General features: G+C 67.1%; 19 protein-coding genes. 8 read left to right on the forward strand and 11 right to left on the reverse strand.

What is annotated here, in order from left to right; translation table 11 throughout:
- Nucleotides 1-2: 2 nt before the first annotated feature.
- The 4 genes from Q7V45_RS03395 to Q7V45_RS03410 all read right to left on the reverse strand — a co-directional run bounded on the left by Q7V45_RS03395 (nucleotide 3) and on the right by Q7V45_RS03410 (nucleotide 6,542).
- A complete protein-coding gene (locus Q7V45_RS03395) occupies nucleotides 3-950 on the reverse strand; it encodes a DmsC/YnfH family molybdoenzyme membrane anchor subunit (protein WP_304846961.1) in 948 nt (315 codons plus the stop codon).
- A gap of 31 nt (nucleotides 951-981) precedes the next feature.
- Entirely contained in the window at nucleotides 982-1,728 is a 747-nt protein-coding gene (locus Q7V45_RS03400; RefSeq protein WP_304846964.1) for a 4Fe-4S dicluster domain-containing protein, read from the reverse strand.
- Nucleotides 1,725-4,631: a molybdopterin oxidoreductase family protein gene (locus Q7V45_RS03405; RefSeq protein ID WP_304846967.1), complete on the reverse strand. Its 2,907-nt coding sequence runs from the start codon at nucleotides 4,629-4,631 to the stop codon at nucleotides 1,725-1,727. Before Q7V45_RS03405 ends, Q7V45_RS03400 begins: the two co-directional genes overlap by 4 nt.
- A gap of 954 nt (nucleotides 4,632-5,585) precedes the next feature.
- Complete coding sequence (locus Q7V45_RS03410) at nucleotides 5,586-6,542, reverse strand: TAXI family TRAP transporter solute-binding subunit (protein ID WP_370692552.1); 957 nt, start codon at nucleotides 6,540-6,542, stop codon at nucleotides 5,586-5,588.
- 42 nt (nucleotides 6,543-6,584) lie between these two features.
- Here Q7V45_RS03410 and Q7V45_RS03415 point away from each other — a divergent pair, with 42 nt between their 5' ends.
- Nucleotides 6,585-6,968, forward strand: coding sequence for a hypothetical protein (locus Q7V45_RS03415; protein WP_304846973.1), 384 nt, complete (start codon nucleotides 6,585-6,587; stop codon nucleotides 6,966-6,968).
- 140 nt (nucleotides 6,969-7,108) lie between these two features.
- Here the strand turns inward: Q7V45_RS03415 and Q7V45_RS03420 are convergent, their stop codons facing one another.
- The 4 genes from Q7V45_RS03420 to Q7V45_RS03435 form a co-directional block, all read right to left on the reverse strand.
- Nucleotides 7,109-7,813 carry a formylglycine-generating enzyme family protein gene (locus Q7V45_RS03420; RefSeq protein WP_304846975.1) on the reverse strand — a complete coding sequence of 235 codons (705 nt, stop codon included), beginning with the start codon at nucleotides 7,811-7,813 and terminating at the stop codon, nucleotides 7,109-7,111.
- 230 nt (nucleotides 7,814-8,043) lie between these two features.
- Nucleotides 8,044-8,739: a hypothetical protein gene (locus tag Q7V45_RS03425; protein WP_304846977.1), complete on the reverse strand. Its 696-nt coding sequence runs from the start codon at nucleotides 8,737-8,739 to the stop codon at nucleotides 8,044-8,046.
- Nucleotides 8,736-9,521: a hypothetical protein gene (locus Q7V45_RS03430; protein ID WP_304846980.1), complete on the reverse strand. Its 786-nt coding sequence runs from the start codon at nucleotides 9,519-9,521 to the stop codon at nucleotides 8,736-8,738. The genes Q7V45_RS03425 and Q7V45_RS03430 overlap by 4 nt, the downstream gene beginning before the upstream one ends.
- A 17-nt stretch (nucleotides 9,522-9,538) precedes the next feature.
- On the reverse strand, nucleotides 9,539-10,960 hold the full coding sequence (locus Q7V45_RS03435) for a DUF2252 domain-containing protein (RefSeq protein ID WP_304846983.1): 1,422 nt from the start codon (nucleotides 10,958-10,960) through the stop codon (nucleotides 9,539-9,541).
- Nucleotides 10,961-11,135: 175 nt separating this feature from the next.
- Here Q7V45_RS03435 and Q7V45_RS03440 point away from each other — a divergent pair, with 175 nt between their 5' ends.
- The 3 genes from Q7V45_RS03440 to Q7V45_RS03450 all read left to right on the forward strand — a co-directional run bounded on the left by Q7V45_RS03440 (nucleotide 11,136) and on the right by Q7V45_RS03450 (nucleotide 12,126).
- The gene (locus tag Q7V45_RS03440; protein WP_304846986.1) at nucleotides 11,136-11,411 is read left to right on the forward strand and encodes a hypothetical protein; all 276 of its coding nucleotides are present in this window, start codon (nucleotides 11,136-11,138) and stop codon (nucleotides 11,409-11,411) included.
- Nucleotides 11,412-11,435: 24 nt separating this feature from the next.
- Complete coding sequence (locus Q7V45_RS03445) at nucleotides 11,436-11,657, forward strand: hypothetical protein (protein ID WP_304846989.1); 222 nt, start codon at nucleotides 11,436-11,438, stop codon at nucleotides 11,655-11,657.
- Nucleotides 11,658-11,760: 103 nt separating this feature from the next.
- Nucleotides 11,761-12,126, forward strand: coding sequence for a hypothetical protein (locus tag Q7V45_RS03450; protein ID WP_304846992.1), 366 nt, complete (start codon nucleotides 11,761-11,763; stop codon nucleotides 12,124-12,126).
- A gap of 42 nt (nucleotides 12,127-12,168) precedes the next feature.
- On the opposite strand, the gene Q7V45_RS03455 is transcribed toward Q7V45_RS03450, so the two are convergent.
- The gene (locus Q7V45_RS03455) at nucleotides 12,169-14,073 is read right to left on the reverse strand and encodes an ABC transporter substrate-binding protein (protein ID WP_304846995.1); all 1,905 of its coding nucleotides are present in this window, start codon (nucleotides 14,071-14,073) and stop codon (nucleotides 12,169-12,171) included.
- 302 nt (nucleotides 14,074-14,375) lie between these two features.
- On the opposite strand from Q7V45_RS03455, the gene Q7V45_RS03460 reads away from it, so the two are divergent.
- The 3 genes from Q7V45_RS03460 to Q7V45_RS03470 all read left to right on the forward strand — a co-directional run bounded on the left by Q7V45_RS03460 (nucleotide 14,376) and on the right by Q7V45_RS03470 (nucleotide 16,875).
- Nucleotides 14,376-14,948 carry an NUDIX hydrolase gene (locus Q7V45_RS03460; protein WP_304846999.1) on the forward strand — a complete coding sequence of 191 codons (573 nt, stop codon included), beginning with the start codon at nucleotides 14,376-14,378 and terminating at the stop codon, nucleotides 14,946-14,948.
- Between the two features lie 77 nt (nucleotides 14,949-15,025).
- Nucleotides 15,026-15,892 carry a TauD/TfdA family dioxygenase gene (locus tag Q7V45_RS03465; RefSeq protein ID WP_304847002.1) on the forward strand — a complete coding sequence of 289 codons (867 nt, stop codon included), beginning with the start codon at nucleotides 15,026-15,028 and terminating at the stop codon, nucleotides 15,890-15,892.
- A gap of 134 nt (nucleotides 15,893-16,026) precedes the next feature.
- The gene (locus tag Q7V45_RS03470; protein ID WP_304847005.1) at nucleotides 16,027-16,875 is read left to right on the forward strand and encodes an enoyl-CoA hydratase/isomerase family protein; all 849 of its coding nucleotides are present in this window, start codon (nucleotides 16,027-16,029) and stop codon (nucleotides 16,873-16,875) included.
- Nucleotides 16,876-16,888: 13 nt separating this feature from the next.
- On the opposite strand, the gene Q7V45_RS03475 is transcribed toward Q7V45_RS03470, so the two are convergent.
- Together Q7V45_RS03475 and Q7V45_RS03480 are read right to left on the reverse strand one after the other, a co-directional pair.
- Complete coding sequence (locus tag Q7V45_RS03475; RefSeq protein ID WP_304847008.1) at nucleotides 16,889-18,145, reverse strand: glycosyltransferase family 87 protein; 1,257 nt, start codon at nucleotides 18,143-18,145, stop codon at nucleotides 16,889-16,891.
- A gap of 121 nt (nucleotides 18,146-18,266) precedes the next feature.
- Complete coding sequence (locus Q7V45_RS03480; protein ID WP_304847011.1) at nucleotides 18,267-18,893, reverse strand: hypothetical protein; 627 nt, start codon at nucleotides 18,891-18,893, stop codon at nucleotides 18,267-18,269.
- Nucleotides 18,894-19,016: 123 nt separating this feature from the next.
- Between Q7V45_RS03480 and Q7V45_RS03485 the strand changes: the two genes are divergently transcribed.
- Nucleotides 19,017-20,897, forward strand: a complete 1,881-nt coding sequence (locus Q7V45_RS03485; protein ID WP_304847013.1) for an adenylate/guanylate cyclase domain-containing protein — start codon at nucleotides 19,017-19,019, stop codon at nucleotides 20,895-20,897.
- Nucleotides 20,898-20,899: the final 2 nt, after the last annotated feature.

Raw genomic sequence — 20,899 nt, forward strand, 5'->3', positions numbered from 1 at the left:
TCTCAGACCGCCGCCTGGCCGTAGTAGAGGGTGACGGCGTGCTGCGCCTCGGCGAAGAACAGCCAGCGCTCGACGAAGACGCCGGCCGTTCCCACGATCGCGGCGGCGAAGGTCGCGGCGATGGCGGGCCAGCCGGGGGCAAGGAAGGGGACCAGCGACAGCAGGAACGGCAGGCCGAAGCCCAGCCCGATCGCGATGCGCCGCAGCTTGGCGGCATGCTTGCGGGCGATGCTGAAGCCCATCTCCTTCAGCAGATAGTTCTCCGAGGTGTGCGGCGCCTCGAACAGACGCACCGTGCCCAGGCGACCGAGGCCGGTCGCGGTGCCGGCGGTGCTGGTGGCGGGGGCCTCGTCGATGAAGCGCCAGTAGCCCAGCTTCAGCACGGCCGCGAGCGCGATCGAGACGGGCACAAGCACGGGCACCAGCCCGCCGAGTTGCGGCGGCGCGCCGAAGGCCTGCAACACCGGCGCGAGCCAGAGGAGGCCGGTCATCAGGGCGAGCGCCAGGTAGTTGGGCACGACCCAGCCATTGTGCCAGCGCGGCACGGGCTTCAGCGACTGGTAGATCATCGACGTGCAGTAGACCGTGGCGACGGCGCCGAGGGCCGCCAGCACGCCCGCAGTCTTCGAGACGGTGCCGAGGAAGACCCAGCCGATGCCGAAGAGCCCGGCCGGCAGATAGGTCGCGACGGCGGCGACGCCCTCGCGCGACAGCCACGACGACCGCCATTGCGAGAAGGCCCGCCAGGCGCGCTGCTTCTGGCCGAGATGGAAGGTCGAGGACAGCAGGCCGGCGGTGATGGCGGCCAGCGCGAGCGCCAGCGCCACCAGGCCGAACCGCGGATCCGCCGGCAGCAGGCCGAACGGCGCCAGGACGCCGAGCAGGGTCAGGAGCCCGTAGCCGGCGCCTGAGGCGGTGGTGAAGAAAATCACCGACAGCGAGGGATGCACGTCGTCTCCGAAGGATCAGTTTGTTCGTTGTTCATGCCGACAGCAGCCGGTCCAGCCATCCCAGCAGGCCGCCGGCGGCCGCCGGTTGCGCGGGCTCGAGCCGGGCCGGCGCACCGGTGCAGCCCTGCGTCTGCTGCCGCGGGCGTGGCGGCAGATACTTGTTGGTGGGCGCATAGCCCAGCTCTTCCATCAGGTTGAAGCCTTCGCGCTCGGCCACCAGCTTGGAGACGGCGGAGTTGGGATCGCCGAGATCGCCGAAGTGGCGCGCCGAGGCCGGGCAGGTGGCGACGCAGGCCGGCACGCGATCCTCCGGATCGAAGGTCTCGTTGTAGATGCGATCGATGCAGAGCGTGCACTTCTTCATGACGCCGGCATCTTCGTCGAATTCCCGGGCGCCGTAGGGACAGGCCCAGGAGCAGAGCTTGCAGCCGATGCAGAGGTCCTCGTTGATGAGGACGATGCCGTCCGCGGCGCGCTTGAAGGACGCGCCGGTCGGACACACGGTCACGCAGGCGGGTTCGGCGCAATGCAGGCACGAGCGCGGAAAATGGACGGTGCGACCGGCAGCGCCCTCGCCGACCTCGTAGGTGTGCACGCGGTTGAACCAGACGCCGTCGGGCTTGGCCCCGTATGGCGCGAGATCGGTCAGCGGCGCGGCAACACCGCCGCTGTTCCACTCCTTGCAGTTCACCGCGCAGGCATGACAGCCGACGCAGATGTCGAGATCGATGACGAGGCCCAGGCGCTTCTGCGCGGGCGCGGCAGGCAGGCTGGTCACTTGACCTCTCCGTTGGACGCCGCCCTGAAGCCGGCGCCGTAGCGCAGCACGTCGGGACGTTGCGGCAGATTGGGCGGCACCGGCAGGGTGGCGAACTGCGGCTCGCTGACGCCTTCCTCCGCGGGTACCTTCTCGATCCGGACGCGCAGGTCGTACCACGCGGCCTGGCCGGTCACCGGATCCGAATTGCCGTAGCGATGGCCGTCGCCGCGCTCGGGCAGCAGCTCGGAGATGACGTGATTGAGCAGGAAGCCCTTCTGCGACTCCGCGGCGTCCGGTGCGAGGTTCCAGGCGCCGGATCGCTTGCCGATGGCGTTCCACGTCCAGACGGTATGCGGATTGACGCCGTCCATCAGCTTGGCCTGGACCTTGATGCGCCCGTGATGGCTGGTGACGGCGACCCAGTCGCCCTCGGCGATGCCGAGCCTGGCCGCCGTCGCGTGATGGATGTGAAGGCGATTGTCGCCGTGGATCTGGCGCAGCCAGGCGTTCTGCGAGCCCCAGGCGTGATACATCGCCATCGGCCGCTGCGTGATCGCGTGCAGCGGGAAGGCGTCGCGCGCGACCTCGGCCTCCTCGAACGGCATGTACCAGAGCGGCAACGGATCGAAGTAGGTCCTTACGCGGTGGCGATGCTCGTCCGGCGGCTGGACCTCGCCATGCCCGTCGGCGGCGAGGCGGAACTTCTGCAGGACCTCGCTGTAGAGCTGCAGGACGATGGGTTCCGGCTTGTCGATCAGGCCCATGCCGACCGCCCAGTCGAGATAGGCGCGATTGGCATGCTTGAAGTAGCGCGCGTCGGCCGGAATCTCGTGACGCCAGAAACACTTGTTGGCGACGTAGGCGTCGAGCTGACCCTCATTGACCGCGCCGATGCCATGCTTGTCGCCGGCCGCGCCGCGCCAGCCGGCCAGGCTGCCGATGCCGGGCTTGCGCTCGTGATGGACGATGTAGTCGGGATAGCCGCCGGGATAGCGCGGGCTGCCGTCCTCCTTGATGAGGCCGGGCAGGCCGAGACGGGCGCCCAGGTCGATCAGCACGTCCTGGAACGGGCGCACGTCGCGGTCGGGCGCGATCACCGGCTGGCGAATCGAATCGGCGACGCCGTCGGCATCGCAGATCGGCCGGTCGAGCAGCGAGATGCAGTCCCAGCGCTCGAGATAGGTCGTGTCGGGCAGGATCAGGTCGGCATAGGCCACCATCTCGCTGGCATAGGCGTCGCAATAGATGATGCGCGGGATCTTGTAGTCGCCGGTCTCCGGATCCTTGTCGGTCAGCATCTCGATGGTGCCGGCCGTGTTCATCGACGAGTTCCAGCTCATGTTCGCCATGAACATGAAGAGCGTGTCGATCTTGTACGGATTGCCCGCCCAGGCGTTGCGGATGACCTGATGCATCATGCCGTGGGCCGCCAGCGGCGCCTCCCACGAGAAAGCCCTGTCGAGCCGGCGCGGCGTGCCGTCGGCCTCGACCAGCAGCTCCTGCGGCGATGTCGGGAAGCCGAGCGGCGGACCGGGCATCGGCTTGCCGGGCTGGACGTCGGCGGCGCGGCCGGTCGGCTTCACGCCGGGGGGCGTGGGCCGCGGGAAGGGCGGCTTGTAGCGGAAGCTGCCCGGCGAATCGACGGCGCCCAGCATCATCTGCAGGACGTGGATGGCGCGGCAGGTATGGAAGCCGTTGGAATGGGCCGAGATGCCGCGCATCGCATGCATCGCGACCGGCCGGCCTATCATCCTGTCGTGCTGCCGTCCGGCCCAGTCGGTCCAGGGCTGCTCGATCACGACGGTCTGTTCGAAGGCGGCATGCGCCAGTTCGGCGGCGATGCGCCGGATGGTATCGGCGTCGATGCCGGTCTCGGCGGCAACCGCGTCGGCCGCGTATTGCGGCTCGAGGCAGCGGGTGGCGACGAGATGGAAGGCCGGCACGGCGGCGCGCCCGTCGGCCAGGAAGACCTTGCCGGTCAGCTGCGGCCTGGCATCGATCCGGTTTGCGCCGGCGACCGTCTGGGTCGCGCTGTCGAACACCAGCGGCTGGCCCGCGGCGTCACGGGCGAACAGGCCGTGATCGGCGGCGCCCTCGTCCTGGATCACGAGCCACGGCGCATTGGTGTAGCGACAGAGATATTCCTCGTCGATCTTGCCGGCGCGCAGCAGTTCCTGGATCAGCGCCAGGATGAACAGGCCGTCGGTTCCCGGCCGGATGCCGATCCATTCGTCGGCGATCGACGAGTAGCCGGTCCGGATCGGATTGACCGACACGAACTTGGCGGCGCCGCGCGTCTTGAGCTTGCCGAGGCCGGCCTTGATCGGATTGGAATCGTGGTCCTCGGCCACGCCGAACATCAGGAAATACCTTGTATTGTCCCAGTCCGGCTCACCAAACTCCCAGAATGAGCCGCCGATCGTGTATAGCCCGGCTGCCGCCATGTTGACGGAACAGAACCCCCCATGGGCGGCATGGTTGGGCGTGCCGAACTGGCTCGCCCACCAGCCGGTCAGGGCCTGGCTCTGGTCGCGCCCGGTGAAGAAGGCCAGCTTGCGCGGATCGCTGCGCCGGATGGCGCCCAGCCAATCCGTGGCAGTCGCCATGGCCTCGTCCCACTCGATCTCCTGGTATTCGCCGCTGCCGCGCGGCCCGACCCGGCGCAACGGCTTGCGCAGCCGGGCGGGCGAATAATGGTTCATGATCCCGGCCGAGCCCTTGGCGCAGAGCACGCCCTTGTTCACCGGATGGTCGCGATTGCCCTCGATGTAGCGAATGCGGCCGTCCTTCAGATGAACCTTGATGCCGCAGCGGCAGGCGCACATGTAGCAGGTGGTGTGCGTGATCTTGTCGGCGCTGGAAGCGTGGAGGTTCAGGCCCGCTGCCTGTTGATCGTCGGTCGCTTCCCCATCTTTCGGCATCACGTTCCTCCCGGGGAAAGGTTAATCTCTGCGCCTGTTTCCAAGAAGAAAATTATTTTGCGGCGCCTCGCGTGCGTACGCCGACGCTTGCGCGCCCGATTGTTCCCTGATCTGCTCGACAGGCGGAATGCCGTTGGAGGACGCATGTCGAACGCAGGCCGGACCAGCGAACCCCCATCGCGTCGGCATCGGGATTGGCTGCTGTCGGTGACTCAGGCGCTGGCAATGCTGGCGTTCAGCATCGTCATTCGCTGGATGGTTTCGTGAGAGGCTGACTGGAAATCAATTGAATCGATTCGAGCACTTAACCTCATCCTGAGAGGATGACCGAAAATGAATTCAATCGATTCAAGTACTTACCTCATCCTGAGGAGCGCCGCCACGCGGCGCGTCTCGAAGGATGGGCAACAGGCGCCGTGCTCGTGCCCACCCTTCGAGACGCTCACAGCGTTCGCTCCTCAGGGTGAGGTTATCGGGGGGCGTTCGTAGCCTGTTGTTCTTGCTGCTTTCATTTCCGGTCATCCTCCGAGGATGCGCGCACAACCGAAATAAACGAAACAAACGAAATAACTGGTGGCGAAGGGAGCTGCCCGCCGCGCGGTAGCTATATACCGCGGGATCAGTGCGGCGGATGTGCTGGATGACCTCGGCCCGGCCGGCGCAGGACCGCATCGGCCCTTCGCATCATAGGCGCAGCGAAACCCGATATAGACGGCATGGAAGCGGGCGGCCTTCCACTGGACGCCGTCGGCGCGGGCCTGGGCCGGGCCGTACCACCGGGACCCACCCGCGGTGAGAGCCGTCTCAACCCGACATGTCTGAGAGACATCGAGGGGAAGGTCGAGTTCGACCCGGTCACGCGTCACCCTCGGCGTGACGCGCCCGATCCAAACGCCGCCGGGTCCTGCCCGGGCAGCGTTTGGACGAACGACAATGCGCCGAACCGGAGTCCGGTCAGGCGTCGCTGGGCGCCAGGCCGAGCGTCTTCACGCGGTACTCTTCCCAGAACTTCAACCAGGCCTCGTCGCCCTGGCCCTTGAACTTCTTCTGGGCGTCAGCCCAGCCGGCCTGGACCTTCTTCAGCCGGGCCATGCGCTGGTCCTGCCAGGCCTGATGCTCGGGCTTCCAGATGCCCTTCTCCTTCAGGTAGCGGATCGAGCCTTCGTGCCAGGGCGCATCGGCCGGCGGCTTGCCGGAAATGTTCGGCGCCCAGTTGCCCGCGCTGGCGGTGATGGCCTTGATCAGGTCCATCGATTCGTCGATCGCCTTGACGATCGAATAGACTTCGTCGGCGCTGGTGTTGGCATAGGTCGCGATGATCGGATAGCGGTAGCCGACGAGATCGATCGGCTTTTCCTTGGAGATGCCGGCGCCCGCCGTCTCGCGATAGGGTTCGAAGAAATCGGCGACCGCGCGAATGCGGTCCCAGCCGGCCTTGTCGGACGGCGGGAACGGCGGATAGGTGAGGCCTCGCGGACTCGCCTCGATCTCGCGCATGTTGGCCGAGGTGGTGACGCTCGAGAACGAATCGAGCTGGTTGTTGATCACCGCCGTCTTCATGGCGTTGTAGCTGCCGAACCAGACGACCTGGACATCGGCGCGGGTCAGGCCGGCAAAGGCGAGATAGGCATCGGTCTTGACGTTGACCGACGGGTTGCCTTTGACGTAGCCGATGCGCTTGCCCTTGAGATCCTTCACTTCCTTGACGCCGATGTCGCCGGCGGTCGCCATCGCATTGCTGGCGGGCCGCGCGAGAACGACACGCACGTCCTGCGGGCCCCACGAAGGCGCCGCGAAGTCGAAGGTGCCTTCCGCGGAGAAATAGAGCTCGTTGGCCAGGAAGCCGTAATTGGCCTTGCCCTGCTTCATCGGCAGGAGGCGCCCGATCGAGGTGCCCGACGGCACGGCCATGTGCCGGTATGCATCCCTGGTAGCCGGCGTGCGTTGTATCCCATGTCCGACCGTCGCCCGCCTCCGAACGACACGCCTTCGAACGACACGCCTTCGCACAGGGCCCCGCCGATCGATCCGCCGCGCAAGGAAGCGCCGATACGTGAGCCGTCCGACCGGGAGGCGCCGCCGCAGGAAGCGCCGCCAACCGAGGAAGAGCCGGGCAAGCCCAAGCCTTACGAGCGCGTCCAGAAGCTGCGGCTCGGCGTGCGGGTCGTGTGGTGGAGCGCGGTCGTGCTCACCGTCTGCTTCGGCGGACTGGCGCTGTGGATGGGCATGGGGCAGCGCGATCCCTTCTTCGCCCTGTTCTACCTCGCGCTGGCGGCCTGCTGCGCGGTCGCGGGCTATGGGACGCTGGTCGCCGTCCGCCGTCCGTCGGCCTCCTGAGCGAGGCGGATGATCAGCAGGTAGACGCTGATCAACAGGGCCCGCCGACTCCCGTACTCGCGCCGCGCAACAGCAGACCGCGAGCCGCCGTCTCTCAGCGCGGTCCCGGTCGCCGGTTGCCGCGCCTTCCAGGAAGCATGTCAGCCCTTCGCATCGTAAGCGCAGCGAAACCCGATATAGACAGCGTAGAAGCTGGCGGCTTTCCACTGTGCGCCGTCGGCGCGGGCCTGGGCCGGGCCGTACCACCAGGACCCGCCCGCGGTGAGGGCCTCTTCCCCGCGCCGGTCCGCCACCCACTCCCAGACATTGGCGCCCATGTCGTAGAGTCCATTGACGCCGCGCTTGGTGGTCGCGACGGGGACGTGCGCCCGACGGTTGTTGTTCATGCCGTCGGGGTCGTCGCCAACCGGATACTGGTAGGTCTGCTCCCGGACGTAACCGTCCGTCGGTCGGTCGCGCTGCTCGGTGTAGGCGGCGCTTCGCCACTCGGCGATGGTCGGCAGCCGGCCGCCAACATGTCGGCAAAAGGCATCGGCCTCCGCCCAGGTCACGTGCACGGCGGGCTCGGAGTCCTGGCCGGGCTGGCCCTGCGGACGCTCGTAGGTCCAGCCTTGCCGCCGCGTCCATCCGCCGGTGTATTCGAAACCACCACCCTCGCGTTCGGCCGCCGTTCGTAAAGACGTGGCGCGTGCGAAGGCGCGGAACTGGCCGATCGTCACTTCGGTCGCATCGATGCCAATCCCACCGATGCGCACAGGCTCCGGCCGTTGTGCGAGACAGGGGGCAGCACTGGCGATGACGGCAGCGAGCGATGCGGTAACGATCGTAAGTCGCGAAGGGATCATCGGTGTCGTGCTTCGTGCGTTTGGAGTGCCGCGTGGCCTACCTCTGCCGGAGCGTAGGTCGTGCCGCAGGCAGGCGGCAAGATGGTTTGTGGCGCGAGGGCCGATAGGCAGACGTTGCCGAGTGGTTCTGGCTGTCGTCTTCACGGCCTTGCGCTGTGGCTGGGGCTGGTGAAGGACCACTTCTTCGCCCTGTTCTATCTTGCTCTGTCGGCCTGCTGCGCGGCCGCGGGCTACGGGTCGCCGGTGGTCTTCCGCCGTCCGTCGGCCTCCCGGGCGAGGCTGGTGATCAGCAGGTAGACGCTGATCAACAAAGCCCACACCGGGAAGACGATGAAGCTCCAGTCGACCCAGGGGCTGGCGAATAGCAGGAAGAGTCCCATCGCGAAGCCGGGCACTGCCAGCCAGCGCGCGACGAAGGCCGTACGCAGCGCGATCGTCGAAGTGACCAGCATGAACACGCCCGCCATCCGGATCGCGTAGACGTTGACCAGCGTGTAGGCGAAGGCCCGCGCAAAGGCGAAGGCGGGCGAGTCGCGCAGCGCCTCAGGATGGGCGGCATGGACGATGACGATGGCGCCGAACACCGCGGTGGCCACGAACATCAGGACGAGGAAGAGAAGCCCGCTGCCCAGGAAGACCGTGGCGAACAGGCGGTCCTCCGCCTCGGCCAGCCGGTCGCGCACCACGCCGATGAACCACAGGAAAGCGACGCCGGCGAACGGCATCAGGTTGATCGCGAGCACGACCCGGTCGAGGCCGGCGACCAGCCATGTCCCGTGCTCCAGCGAGTCGCGTGGGACCGCCGACAGGAACAGCAGGAACGCGGCGATCAGCAGCCCGGAGAACAGGATGCCGGCGACCGCCGCCGCCCGCGGCGTGCGCAGCCTGCCGCGCGTCAGGAGCGTGGGCGACATCATCGGCGTCATGGCGGGCTGGGGAAGGCGTCGATCGCGGCGGCTGCGTTGGCAAGGGGCTGCTGGCTCACCCTGATGTAGCCGCTGCCCGGCCGATCGATGTCCTGGATCAGCAGCACCATCGTCGCCACGAGGATGCCGGTGATGAGGACGGGCACCCTTGCTCGCTTCGATTCGACGCCGCTGCCGTAGCCGGCGAAGCCGATGCCTGTGACGGACATGGCGTAGAGGGCGGCGATGACGACGAGGGGCAGGCGGTTGGACATCGCCGACAGTCGCTTCTCCTGATCGTCGATCATCTCGTTCAGCGACTGGATGAAGAGGCCCGTCGGCACCATCGCGTTGTCCTTGGCCGCCACCGCCTGCGCCTGCCGCCACAGCGCCTCCTGCAGGAGGTTCGAATGGGCGATCACCCTGTCGAACTCGGCGCGGCTAATGGGCCCGCGGGCGAGATCGAGGCGGATCTGGACGTACTCGCGCAGCAGTTTCACGGCGTCGCGGTCGTGCGGTGCCGGCAGCAGGCGGGCGCGCAGCGCCGTCGTGCCGATCGCGGCGGCCTCGATCATGGCCCCGTCGCGCCTGGCTTCGAAGCGCGCCAGCGCCATCGAGAAGGTGAACCCGATCATGAGCGCCAACAGGCCGAGGATGGCGCCCTCCAGGGTCGACACCTTGGCCGCGCCCTTGCGGGCTGCTCGCACGCCGAGCCAATGACCCACTTCGCCGGCGCCGAGGATCAGCACCAGGCTGGCCGCGAAGATCGCCAGCAGGGAGTAGTCGTCGATATCGAACGGCATCGCCGGCGCCCGCGCTTCTATCGGTCCTCCTCGAGATGGACCTTGATCCGGCCGGCGGCGACCGCGGCTTTCAGCAGGGCATGGTCGCGCTCGGTCTGGTCGGCATAGCTCACCGCGAAGTTCGCCAGGGCCTCGTCGAAAGCCTCGCTCCGGCCGAGATACCCCGTGATCAGCCAGGGATGGCTGGCCCGCCCATGCGCACGTGCCAGGGCCCAGCCGCAGGCCTTGCCGAACAGCACCAGCATCTTGCGGTCGAAGGTCTCGACCAGCGGCTTGATCTTCGCGTCGCGCAACTGGCGCACGTAGAGGTCGTTGCCGCGCAGTCCCGTCGTCCAGCCCAGGAAGATGTCGGACGACGACTGCATCAGGCGCTGGCCCTGGACCACGCGCTGCCCGGCGTGGCCGTAGCCGCTCTTGCCGGCATAAGGCTCCAGCACCGAGGGCACGGCCTCCTTGAACTGCAGGAACAGCGGCTGGTTCGAGGACGACATCAGCAGGCCGATCGAGCAGTACCGGCCGACGCTACCGATGCCGACCACCTTCATGGCGACATCGACCAGGCGATAGCGGTCGAGCAGCGCCTTGCGGTCGTCGGACAGCGAGTCGCGGTAGCCGGCAAAGGCCTTGTCGACTGCCTCCCGGAAGCCTTCGGCCCGCGAGAATTCGGGGTGGAAGATCAGCGGAGGCTGGTCCTTGATCTGGACCTGGCCGCCGACCATTTCTGCCAACTTGGGAAAGTCGATGTCGGCGGAGCGCTCGTCCTTCGCCGCCTCGATCCGGCGCTGCACGCGCTTCCTGATCTGCGGGTCGTCGGTCAGGCTGAACAGTTCCTCCGGTCCGATTTTCGTGTACCAGGCCTCCAGCGGGCTCATCTCGGCGACCTCTCGCAGGCGCTCGCGATAGCTTCGGGCCGCGGCCTGGGCCGCGTCGCGCCCCGTCGCTTCCGACAGGCCGTTCGACCGCGCCGCCAGCACGAACGAGGCGACCAGCCGCTTGAGGTCCCATTCCCAGGGCGCCGGCAGCGTCTCGTCGAAGTCGTTGATGTCGAAGTTGATGCTGCGCTCGGGCGTGGCGAAGCCGCCGAAGTTCAGCAGGTGGCAGTCGCCGCAGGCCTGTACGTGAACGCCCGTCGAGGGCGTGCCCGCAAGGTCGGCGGCCATCACGGCGGCCGCCCCGCGAAAGAAGGTGAACGGCGATTGCAGCATTCGGCCATAGCGGATCGGCAGGAGATCGGTCTGACGCCCCTCGTCGGAGGCCTGGAGAATTTCCAGCGAATCCCGGCGGTCCTTCGGGCGCTTCCATTCGCCCTGGCTCGCGCGCGGAACCGCGTCGCGCAGGCGCTTGCCGGCGGCAAGGAGGTCGTCGGCCGGCACCGAGTGCACGGGACGTTCCAGTTCGGGGACGGTCGGCCGGGCGCGCGGCTTGGTCACGTTGGTCATCGTCGGCATCCTTCGAAAGGCAGCGGGTCCGCGCCACCAGCGAAGAATACAGGCGCCCCGCACGGCGGCACTTGAGGCAGGTCAAGGGCTTGCCGGTCTTGTCCGGCCTGCTGCATCCATCGCCGGGGTGAGCGCGTTCACCGGGCCCGAACCCATCATGCCGACGGAGACTCACATGGCGCGCACGCCCCAGAAACCCGACCCGAACGAGGCCTCGACCAGTTACAGCGGCACCGGACAGGGCAAGGACGCTCGCCACGAGGAGAAGCGCAGGACGGGCGTGTATGGCGCCGATGCGGAGGAGGGGCCGGGGTACGAGCGTGAGGACGAGGAGAAGGGCGGTCGCTACGGGCTGGAGCCCACCGTCGAGCGTCCCAACGACGAGGGCAGTTCCGAAACGGCGGTGCCCCCGGCGGACCGGAAAGTGGATAAAGTGCCGGACCGCAAATGATGCCGGCTTCCGGCAGGAGAGTTCATGGGCCAGCCGATTTCCGAAGCCAAGAAGGCGATTTTCCTGCAGCGGGCCGAGGCCCGGCTGAACTTCGCCCGCAACCTGCCGGCGGAGAACCCGAACCGGGACGCCAAGATCCGGGAGGCGGAGAAGGCGCTGCAGACCGCGCTCGCCTCGAAGACCGGCCCCGTCAGGACGGGCACCGGGCGCAAGGCCGGCAAGGCAAGGAAGAAGCGTGCCCGTTGAAGCGGGGGCTGCCTTCAAAACGGCGCGATTTCGACATCGATAATGGATATAATCCACACAGTGTTTGAGTGTTCGTTGCCACCTTTCCGGTGAGGGAATGTCGATGCTGAAAAAGTTTGCCGTGGCCGCCTTGGTCACCCTTCTTCCTGTCGCGCCCGCCCTGGCGGAGCCGGCCATCTTCACGTGGACGGGCATGGGGTTGAACGTGCCGGGCAGCGGCAAGTGCCCGACCTACAAGATGACGATCAAGGTCACGGTCGTCGGTACGGACGTGGATGGTTGGTTCCAGCAGGAAGGCCGCCCCGAGCGCGGCTTCAAGGCGACCCTCGGTCCCGACAAGAAGTTCAAGACGACGACCATCGTGGGGGGCGGCAACAAGATGGACGTGGTGGGCTCGCTGAAGCCCGGCGCCTCGACCATCATGCTGGACGGCTACTGCCTGTTCGAGGGCCCGCTCAAGCCGCAGTGACGGGCCCCCGGATCGGTCTGTGTCTTACCGGGTTCTGGATCGCTAGCTGGCGATCCAGAACGTGTCGGGCTCGTAGAGCCCGATATATCCGCCCGGATCCCACGCCCAGTAGCCCTTCTCCGGGACGTTGCGCACCTTCTTGCCCACCGTGACCGGCTGGCGCACCTCGTTCACGGTGCCGATCGAGAAGACCTGGTCGGCATTGATCGTCAGAATCTCCTCCCACGCCTTGCGGCGTTCGGCGGCGTCGGCCGAGGTGTCCCACTTCCGCAGCAGCCCGAGCAGTTCCTTGCCGACCTCCATGTCGCAGGGCTCGCCCTGCTTGCCCTTGGATTCGACGTAGAGACCCCATTTCGGCCATTGCAGCCCGCCCTGCATCACCGGCGTGAACTCGCGCGGGCTGGTGTCGACGGTTGGCGCGGCAGTAGTGACGCCGGCATAGGCGGTCATGACCGCCTCGCCGGAGGTGGTGCGCAGGCGGAAATTGTCGGTGGTCTGCGGCTTCAGCAGCGCCTTGATGCCGATCTTCTTCCACTGGTCGACGACCAGGGTCATGGTGTCGACTTCGTCGGCCTTTTCGCTCGAATGCTCGATCACGAACATCGCCGGCTGGCCGCTGGGCAGCAGGCGGATTCCGTCACTGCCCTTCTTGGTGAGCCCGATCTCGTCCAGCAGCTTGTTGGCGGCCTTCACGTCCTGGGTCGCCCACTTGGTGGCGTATTCCGGCTTGAACAGGGGCGAGCGCGGCATGATCGTGTTGGCGGACGGCTTGGCCAGCCCGTTGTAGACGACGTCGCTCAGCTCCTCGCGATTGATGGCCAGCGACAGCGCGCGGCGGAAGCGGACGTCGCGGTTGAGCTTGCGCCAGGTCTCGTCGTTGGCGTTCATGTTGGGATAGAAGGCGACCTCCGAGCCCGAGCCCTTCTCCCACAGGAGCGCCTTGATGCCGGACGTCTTGGCGGCGTCGCGCAGGAAGGTGTAGTCGCGCAGGCCGAGATAGCGCGGCTGCAGGTCCGATTCGCCCAGCCCCGCCTTGGCCGGGATAAGGTTGGCCGCGACCACGGTCATGATCACGTCGTTGATGTAGGGGAGCTGCTGGCCCTTGCTGTCGATGCGGTGGAAGTAGGGGTTGCGCACGAAGACGAAGCGCTGGGCCGGCGGCACCGTGGTCAGGACCCACGGGTTGAGCGTCGGCAGGTCGACGTTGCTGTTGCCGTACATCGCGTCCTGGCGCTTGTAGACGTTGGCCCAGCGACTGCCCTTGTAGCGCTTGAGGATTTCCTCCTCGTCCGTGTACTTGCCGTGCAACGTCTTCAGGTAATGGGCCGGGCGGAACAGGAACAGCGGGGCGGCGCGCGCCTGGCTCTCGATGAAGTCCGGGTTGGGCTTGTCCCAGCTGTAGCGGATCGTCACCTCGTCGAGGATCTCGACCCTCGGCGGCTTGCCGTCGACCAGCAGTTCGACGGAGGGACCGTTCGGTGACAGGTCCTTGTTGTTGGCGATGTCCTCCCAGAAGAAGCGGAAGTCCTCGGTCGTGAACGGGTGGCCGTCCGACCATTTGTGGCCGGCGCGCAGCTTGAACGTGAACTCGCGGCCCTCCTTGACCTCGTAGCTCTCGAGGATGTCGGGGTGCAGCTTGAACTTGTCGTCATAGACGATCAGTCGGGTGTAGCTGTAGACGGTCATCAGCCGGGTATCGCGCGTGGCCGCGACCAGCATGTTGAGCTGGCCGCCATGCCGGCCGATGCCGTCGGCGCCCGAGAAGCTCTCGATGACACGCGGCTGCTTCGGCAGGCGCGCGGTCACCGGCGGCAGGGCGCCCGACTTCACCTTGTCCAGCAGACCCGGCGTCTCCTGCAGGGCCGGCAGCGGATTTGCGGCAAAGGCGGGGACTCCCCGCGCCACCAGCCCCACCAACAGCGCCTGCGTCAGAACACGTCTCTTCATTGCCAGCCTCCCTGATTGCCCGCCGCCCGGCTCCCGGCGGCCCCAAACGCCCCAAGGGGAGTATGATCCTCAACTAAGGCAGAAATCGCTGATATTTTGAAGAATCTCGCAGGAAAAAAAGCCGCGCACGGTCTTCCCGGTACAGCGGCGGTCGAGGCGGTGCCGAACGAGGACGGCAACGGGGCGATGGTGGGGACCCTTGAGTCACATGTGATAGCCCCGCGGGCCTGTTCGGTGGGACACTGCGGGCCGGGCGGATCGTGGCCGCACCGCGATGCAAACGAGAGACTTGGGAACCCCCGATGAAGAGCAGCAAGAAAGGCCCCTGGACCATCCTCTCCCAGAAGGAGGTGTACGAGAACCCGTGGATCCGGCTCACCCATCACGAGGTGCTGACGCCGGCACGGACGCCGGGCATCTACGGGTTGGTGCACTACAAGAACCTGGCCATCGGGGTCGTGCCGGTCGATGCCGAATTCCATACCTATCTGGTCGGTCAATACCGGTTCCCGCTCGACGCCTACAGTTGGGAAATTCCCGAGGGCGGCGGGGCGCACGGCGTCGACCCGCTCGACTCGGCCGCTCGCGAGCTGCGCGAGGAGACGGGGCTCGTGGCGCGGCGCTGGCGGAAGATCCTGGAAGCCGATCTCTCGAACTCCGTCTCGGACGAGCGCGCCGTCGCCTATCTCGCCTGGGGCCTGACGCCGGGCGAATCGGAACCGGAAGCCACGGAGGAGCTCGTGGTGAAGCGCGTTCCGCTGGCGGAAGCCTTCCGGATGGTCGAGGCCGGCGAGATCCGCGACGCGCTGAGCATACTGTCGCTGCAGGCCGTCCGACTCCTGCAGCTGGAGGGAAAGCTCGACCTGCGGGACTGAGGCCGCTGGACGGGCTGGTCGGCACGCCGCAAATCGGAAAGACTGCGGTCCGACGGCATTCCGGAGGTTCGCGCGCCATGCCCCAGCTTCGTTACGAAGAACTCCATCCCGAATTCGGCGTCCGCATCCGCGGCGTCGATGTGAGCCAGCCGCTCGCACCCGACCTCGTGGCGGAGATCAACGCGGCGATCGACCGCTACTCCTTCGTCTGCTTCCCCGGCCAGTCGATGGACGACGACCGCCAGCTCGCGCTCACGCGCCAGCTCGGCAATCCGGAGCCGAGCCACACCAGCCTCGGCAAGGTCGAGTATTTCGGCACCATCGGCAACGTGCAGCCGGACGGCACGGCCCTCGGTAACGCGGACAAGAAGACGATCTTCCTCACCGGCAACAACATGTGGCACTCCGATGCCTCGTTCAAACCGGTGCCGGCCTTCCTCTCGATCATGTGCGCCTACGAGACGCCGTCCGAGGGCGGCATCACCATGTTCGTTTCCCTGCGTGCCGCCTACGATCGCCTGCCGCCCGAGCGCAAGGCCGAGCTCGAGCCGCTGATCGCGATCCACGACTACGTCCATTCGCGCTCCAAGGTCGCGCCCGATGCCGTGTCGCCGGAGCTGGCGGCCTCGCTGCCGCCGGTGCGCCAGCGGCTGGTCCGCACCAATCCCGCGACCGGGGCGAAGAACCTGTTCCTCGGCAGCCATGTGCGCGAGATCGAGGGCATGAGCGTCGCCGCCGGCCGCGCCCTGATCGACGCGCTGACCGACGAGGCGATCCGTCCCGAGCACGTCTACCATCACGCCTGGCAGCCGGGTGACGTCGTCCTCTGGGACAATCGTTGCCTGCTGCACGCCGGCAGCGGCTACGACGCCGACCGCCACCGCCGCTACATGCGCCAGACCCGTGTCAGCGGCGCCTGCTCGTCGCTGGAGGAGGCGGCTTAGCCGCGCGCCTGCGACTGCGCGGCCTCGACGTCGAAGGCGCGATCTGGAAGGGCGCTGCGAAACTGCACCCATGACGGTGGCCCTGGGCCGGTGGATACTCCGCTTCCGCCGGATCAGCAGTGGAGGAAACACGCATGGCGCCGAAGCTTGTCGACTACTTGTCCTACGAACCCGAGGAGAACGGAATTCTCTGGATCAGGTTCAACCGCCCGGACCGGCTCAACGCGCTGGTCGGGACGGCGGAGGAAAACGGCACCGTCGCCAAGGTCGGTGAGTACATGCGCGCCGGCGACGACGATCCGAAGATTCGCGTGATCGTGCTCACCGGGGTCGGCCGCGTCTTCTGTGCCGGCGCCGACCTGCGCTCGAAGATGCCGGCCGAGGTGACGGGCGAGGACTTCCCCGGCGCCCGCGGCGCGCACGAGGGCCCCGATGCCGCGCGTCAGCATTTTTTCCACGGCTTCACCAAGCTTCACCGCGACATCTCGCTGATCCGCAAGCCGACCATCGCCATGATCAACGGTCCGGCGGTCGGATCGGGCATGGACATGGCGCTTCACTGCGACATCCGCATCGGCTGCGAGAAGACGCGCTTCATCGGCTACCAGAATGCCGGCCAGATCATCGAGAACGGCGGCTCCTACTATCTGCCGAAGATGGTTGGCCTCGGCCGCGCGCTCGAATTCGCCTACACCGGCGAGCTCGACGCCCAGCGCGCCTACGACTGGGGCATGCTCAATCACCTCGTGGCGTTGGACAAGCTCGAGGAGACCACGCGGGCCCTGTGCGACCGCATCATCAAGGTGCCGCCGCTGGTGCAATGGGTCGGCAAGCGCATCATGCGCGCGGCCCTCGACAGCACGATGGAGACCACCATGGTCCTCACCTCGAATGCCGGCGGCATCCTGAACGGCTCGGAAGACGCCAAGGAAGCGCGCCGCGCCTTCGCCGAGAAGCGTCCACCGGTTTTCAAGGGGCAGTGAACGAGGCCGCTTCTCAGGCAGCGCGCGGCAGCCCGGGCGCGCGCTGCTTCAGGGCCTGCCACGCAAGGAAGAGCAGGCCGACGACGAAGACCGGCATCAAGGGAATCCCCATGCCGTTGAGCCGGATGCCGATGTTGGGAATGAGCCACAGCCCGACATAGAAGAGCAGTTCGCCCGGATAGAGATCGGCTTCCATGCGACGCCGGAAGACCATCAGCGCCGCCGGCATCAGCAGGAGCAGGTCGTAGTTGATCAGATAGGGCGACACCAGGAGCGTACCGGCGGCGAGGACCGCCGTGGCTTCGTCGCTCAGCTCGTGCCGGCTGAACGCCCGCCAGACGACGATCACCGCGGCAAGCGCTCCGGCCAGATGCACCAGGTTGGCGAGAGAGGATGGAAGGCCGAGGAGGCGGCTCGCGACCAATATCGTCGTGATGAAGGTCGAGACATGCTGGAACATCAAGGCGGCGAATTCCGGTCCCGATCTTTCTCGCGCCATCTCGAAGAACTGGACCCAGAACTCCAGGCCAAACACGGCCAGGCTTGCCAATGCCATGAGGACCGTCGTGCCGATCATCCACGCCAGGGCCTGCCATCGGCGCGCCGCGAGCAGCGCGACGGGAACGAGGACGCAGAGCTGGGGCTTGTAGGAGAGTATGCCCAGCAGGATGCCTGCGGCCGCCGGCGACCGGTCGACAAGGCGCATCCCGCCGTAGAACAGCCCGATGTTCAGGAAGGCGTTCTGGCCGGCGATCATCGTCCAGAGAGCGGCCGGCGAGGTGAGCGTTGCCATCCAGATCCAGAAGTTGCTCCTGCCGGCGAGGAGCGTTGCGAGCGCTGCTGTCGCCGCCATGAAGCCGCTGTACGCCGCGAGAACGCTGAACCATGCGAGCGGTATGGTCAGGAGAAGCCAGGTCGGCGGGTACATGAAGGGGCGAAAATTGACGGGTTGCTTGAAGTATTCCGGATAGTTCAGGTTCTCGAAATCCGAGAAGGCCGCCAGTTGATAGATCACCCCGAGCTTCCCCTCGAGGAACGCACGGCTGGCCGCGTGAAAGACAATGAAGTCGGGGAACAGGAGCGATCGCTGTGGACCGATATACGGACCGCCGGAGAAGTAGAGGATGATCGTCAGGGCATCGTAGAGGCCGACGACGACGCAGAACACGACCGCAAGCTGCAGGAGGAGCCTTGGCGAGCCCGGCTTCCGGCCGGTCAGGGCAGCAACCGCGATCTGCCGCAACGATTCCCACCAACGCGGCGCTGACACGCTCTTTGTCTCCCACACGGCCATCGCGACGATGATTGCCGAGCTTTGCAGATTCACCCCTGAAGCGCCAGACCGGCATGTCCTCCGCCCTCGGAGGATGGCGGAGGCGTCGTGGCGGGCGCTACTGCGGCCAGCCCAGTTCGATCTCGATGACGACCGGTCTGGTCTGGCGCATGGCGCGGTCGGTCGACAGGAACTCGACATCGCCGTTCACCTTGTCGAGGGCATCGCCGGGTGCATCGCTTGCCGGGTCGAAGCGGACCGAGAGGTTGCAGCCGCCCACAGGCTTTTCGAGACGGCCGCCGTCCCAGCCGTTGGCATAGCCGCCGAGGTCCCAGCCAAAACCCGTCAGGGTGAAGGGCTTGCCGTTCATGGCCTCGATTTCCGTCAGGGGGGTGCCGTTCACGACCGGCTTGTCGAGGCCGGTGACGGCAACCGGCCAGGTCGAGCCGTTGCGGATGATGATGACGTTGGGACGGGAATAGGCATCGTGCCAGAGGATGTCGATGCGCTTGGCCGGATCCTTCGCGAAGATGACCGTTCCCGGCTCCGTGTTGCCCTCGCCCACGGGAACGTCGGCCCGTTCGACATTGGCGGCGCCGAAGACCTGCGCGAGCGTGCGTTCGTCGGCGGTGCGGGCGAAGGGGCCGGTGCAGTCGAGTACGGTCGGAGCCGGCCCCTGTGCGAGCGCTGGCGTCGCAAGGGTGACGCAGAACAGGCACGCAAAGTGGCGCAGTGACGGTGACATCTCGCTCTCGAACCCGCTCTGGCGGCAAAGACCGTCAGAGCGCCATATTGTGGCCGCTGCCAGGGAGCAGCAGCATGACCGAAGAGTTCTTTCTTTATCACAACCGGCACTGACGCGAGACCGATGACGTCTTCCCTCACCGCCCGCAGGCTGGCGACCATCCTGTTCGCCGACGTCTCCGGCTACAGCCGCATGATGCGCGCCGACGAGGAACGCACCCTCGTCGACCTGCGTGCGCATCTGGCCGAGCTGGTGGCGCCGGTGATGGAACGGTTCGGCGGCCGCATCGTGAAGACGGTGGGCGACGGCGTGATGGTCGAGTTCGGCAGCGCGGTCGAGGCGGTACGGTCCGCCGTCGAGCTGCAGCGCGGCATGGCGGAGCGCAACGAAGGCGTTCCAGCCGAGCGGCGGCAGGCCTTCCGGATCGGCCTGCACCTGGGCGACGTCATCGCGTCCGACGACGATGTGTTCGGCGATACGGTAAACGTCGCCGCCCGGCTGCAGGGCGTGGCCGAGCCGGGCGCCATCGTCCTCTCGGTCAGTGTTTATGAGCAGGTGCGCGACAAGCTCGCTTTGCCGTTCCGCGACCTCGGCAACCGCTCGGTGAAGAACATAGACCGTCCGGTTCGTGTCTATACGCTCGACGCACCCGCGCTCGCCCAGGGCGAAAAGGCAGCGCCCCGGCCGCGGGGACGCAAGCGCGCGGCGGTCGCCCTGGCGGGTGTTGCGGCGGCCCTGCTGGTGGGCGCCGGTACGCTTGCCTATTTCTCCGGCCGCTTCGTACCGGCAGGGGAGGAGGCGGTGGCGTCTGCGCTGGCGCCGGTCGAGACGGGCCTGTCGGTGGCCGTTCTGGTCTTCGCCAACCAGAGCGGGGATCCTGCCCAGGACTACTTCTCCGACGGGCTGACCGAGGACATCACCCGGGCGCTCGGGCGCTTCAAGCAGCTCACCGTGCTGTCGTACGGGGCCGTGCTGCCGTTTCGCGGAAAGAACGTGTCGCCGCAGGAGATCGGGCGCGCGCTCCGCGCTCGGTACATCGTGGGAGGCACGGTGCGCCGCATGGGGCCGCGCGTGCGTGTCACCGTGCAGTTGAGCGACGCGATGACGGGGACGCAGCTCTGGTCGGAGCACTACGACGACGATCTGGGCGATATCTTTGCTGTCCAGGACCGCATCGCCCGCCGGATCGCCGGCACCATCGCGACCAACCTGCAGCAGCTCGCCGTGCAGGAGTCCCTGCGCAAGCCGACCGACAATCTCGACGCCTACGACATGCTCCTGCGCGGCCGCACCCGGGCGGCGGAGACGACGCCATCGGGCAACCGCGCGGCGCGCGAGATGCTGGAGAAGGCAATGGTGATGGCGCCGAACTATGCCGACGCCTACGCCGAGCTGGCCGGCGTCCATTTCGAACGCGCCACCTTCGGCTGGTCGGAGTTCGTCCAGCAGGACATCGACACCGCGATTCGCTACGCCCAGAAGGCGATCGATCTCGACGAGGAGAACGTGCTGGCGCACGGCGTGCTCGCCCGCGCCTACGCCGCCATCCGCAAGTACGACCTGGCGATGGCCGAGTCGGAGCGCGCGCTCGAGATCAACCCCAGCGATGCCGAGGTGCTTCGGGCGCGGGCCGCGGTGCTGCTGTGGACCGGGCGCATCGAGGAGGCGATCGCAACCGCGGAGATCGCCAACCGCCTCAACCCAAACATCGGCCCCGAAGCGGCGCTCAATCTCGGCATCGCGTATCTGCTGAGCGGCCGCTACGCCGATGCCGTGCGGCTGCTCGAGACCGTGCGCGCACGTTTCCCGGCCTATCCGCTGCTCGACCTGCCGCTGGCCGGCGCCTATGCCGAAATGGGACGCGCGACCGACGCGAAGGAGGCGATGGACGAGGGCCGGCGCAAGAATCCGCATCTCGACGCAGCGAGCTTCGGCACGCGCTTCCAGGATCCCGCGCTGCAGCAGCGGCTCGCGGCGAGCCTTCGCAAGGCCGGGCTGGAGTGAGG

It is taken from the genome of Reyranella sp. (assembly GCF_030651995.1).
Lineage (GTDB): Bacteria > Pseudomonadota > Alphaproteobacteria > Reyranellales > Reyranellaceae > Reyranella.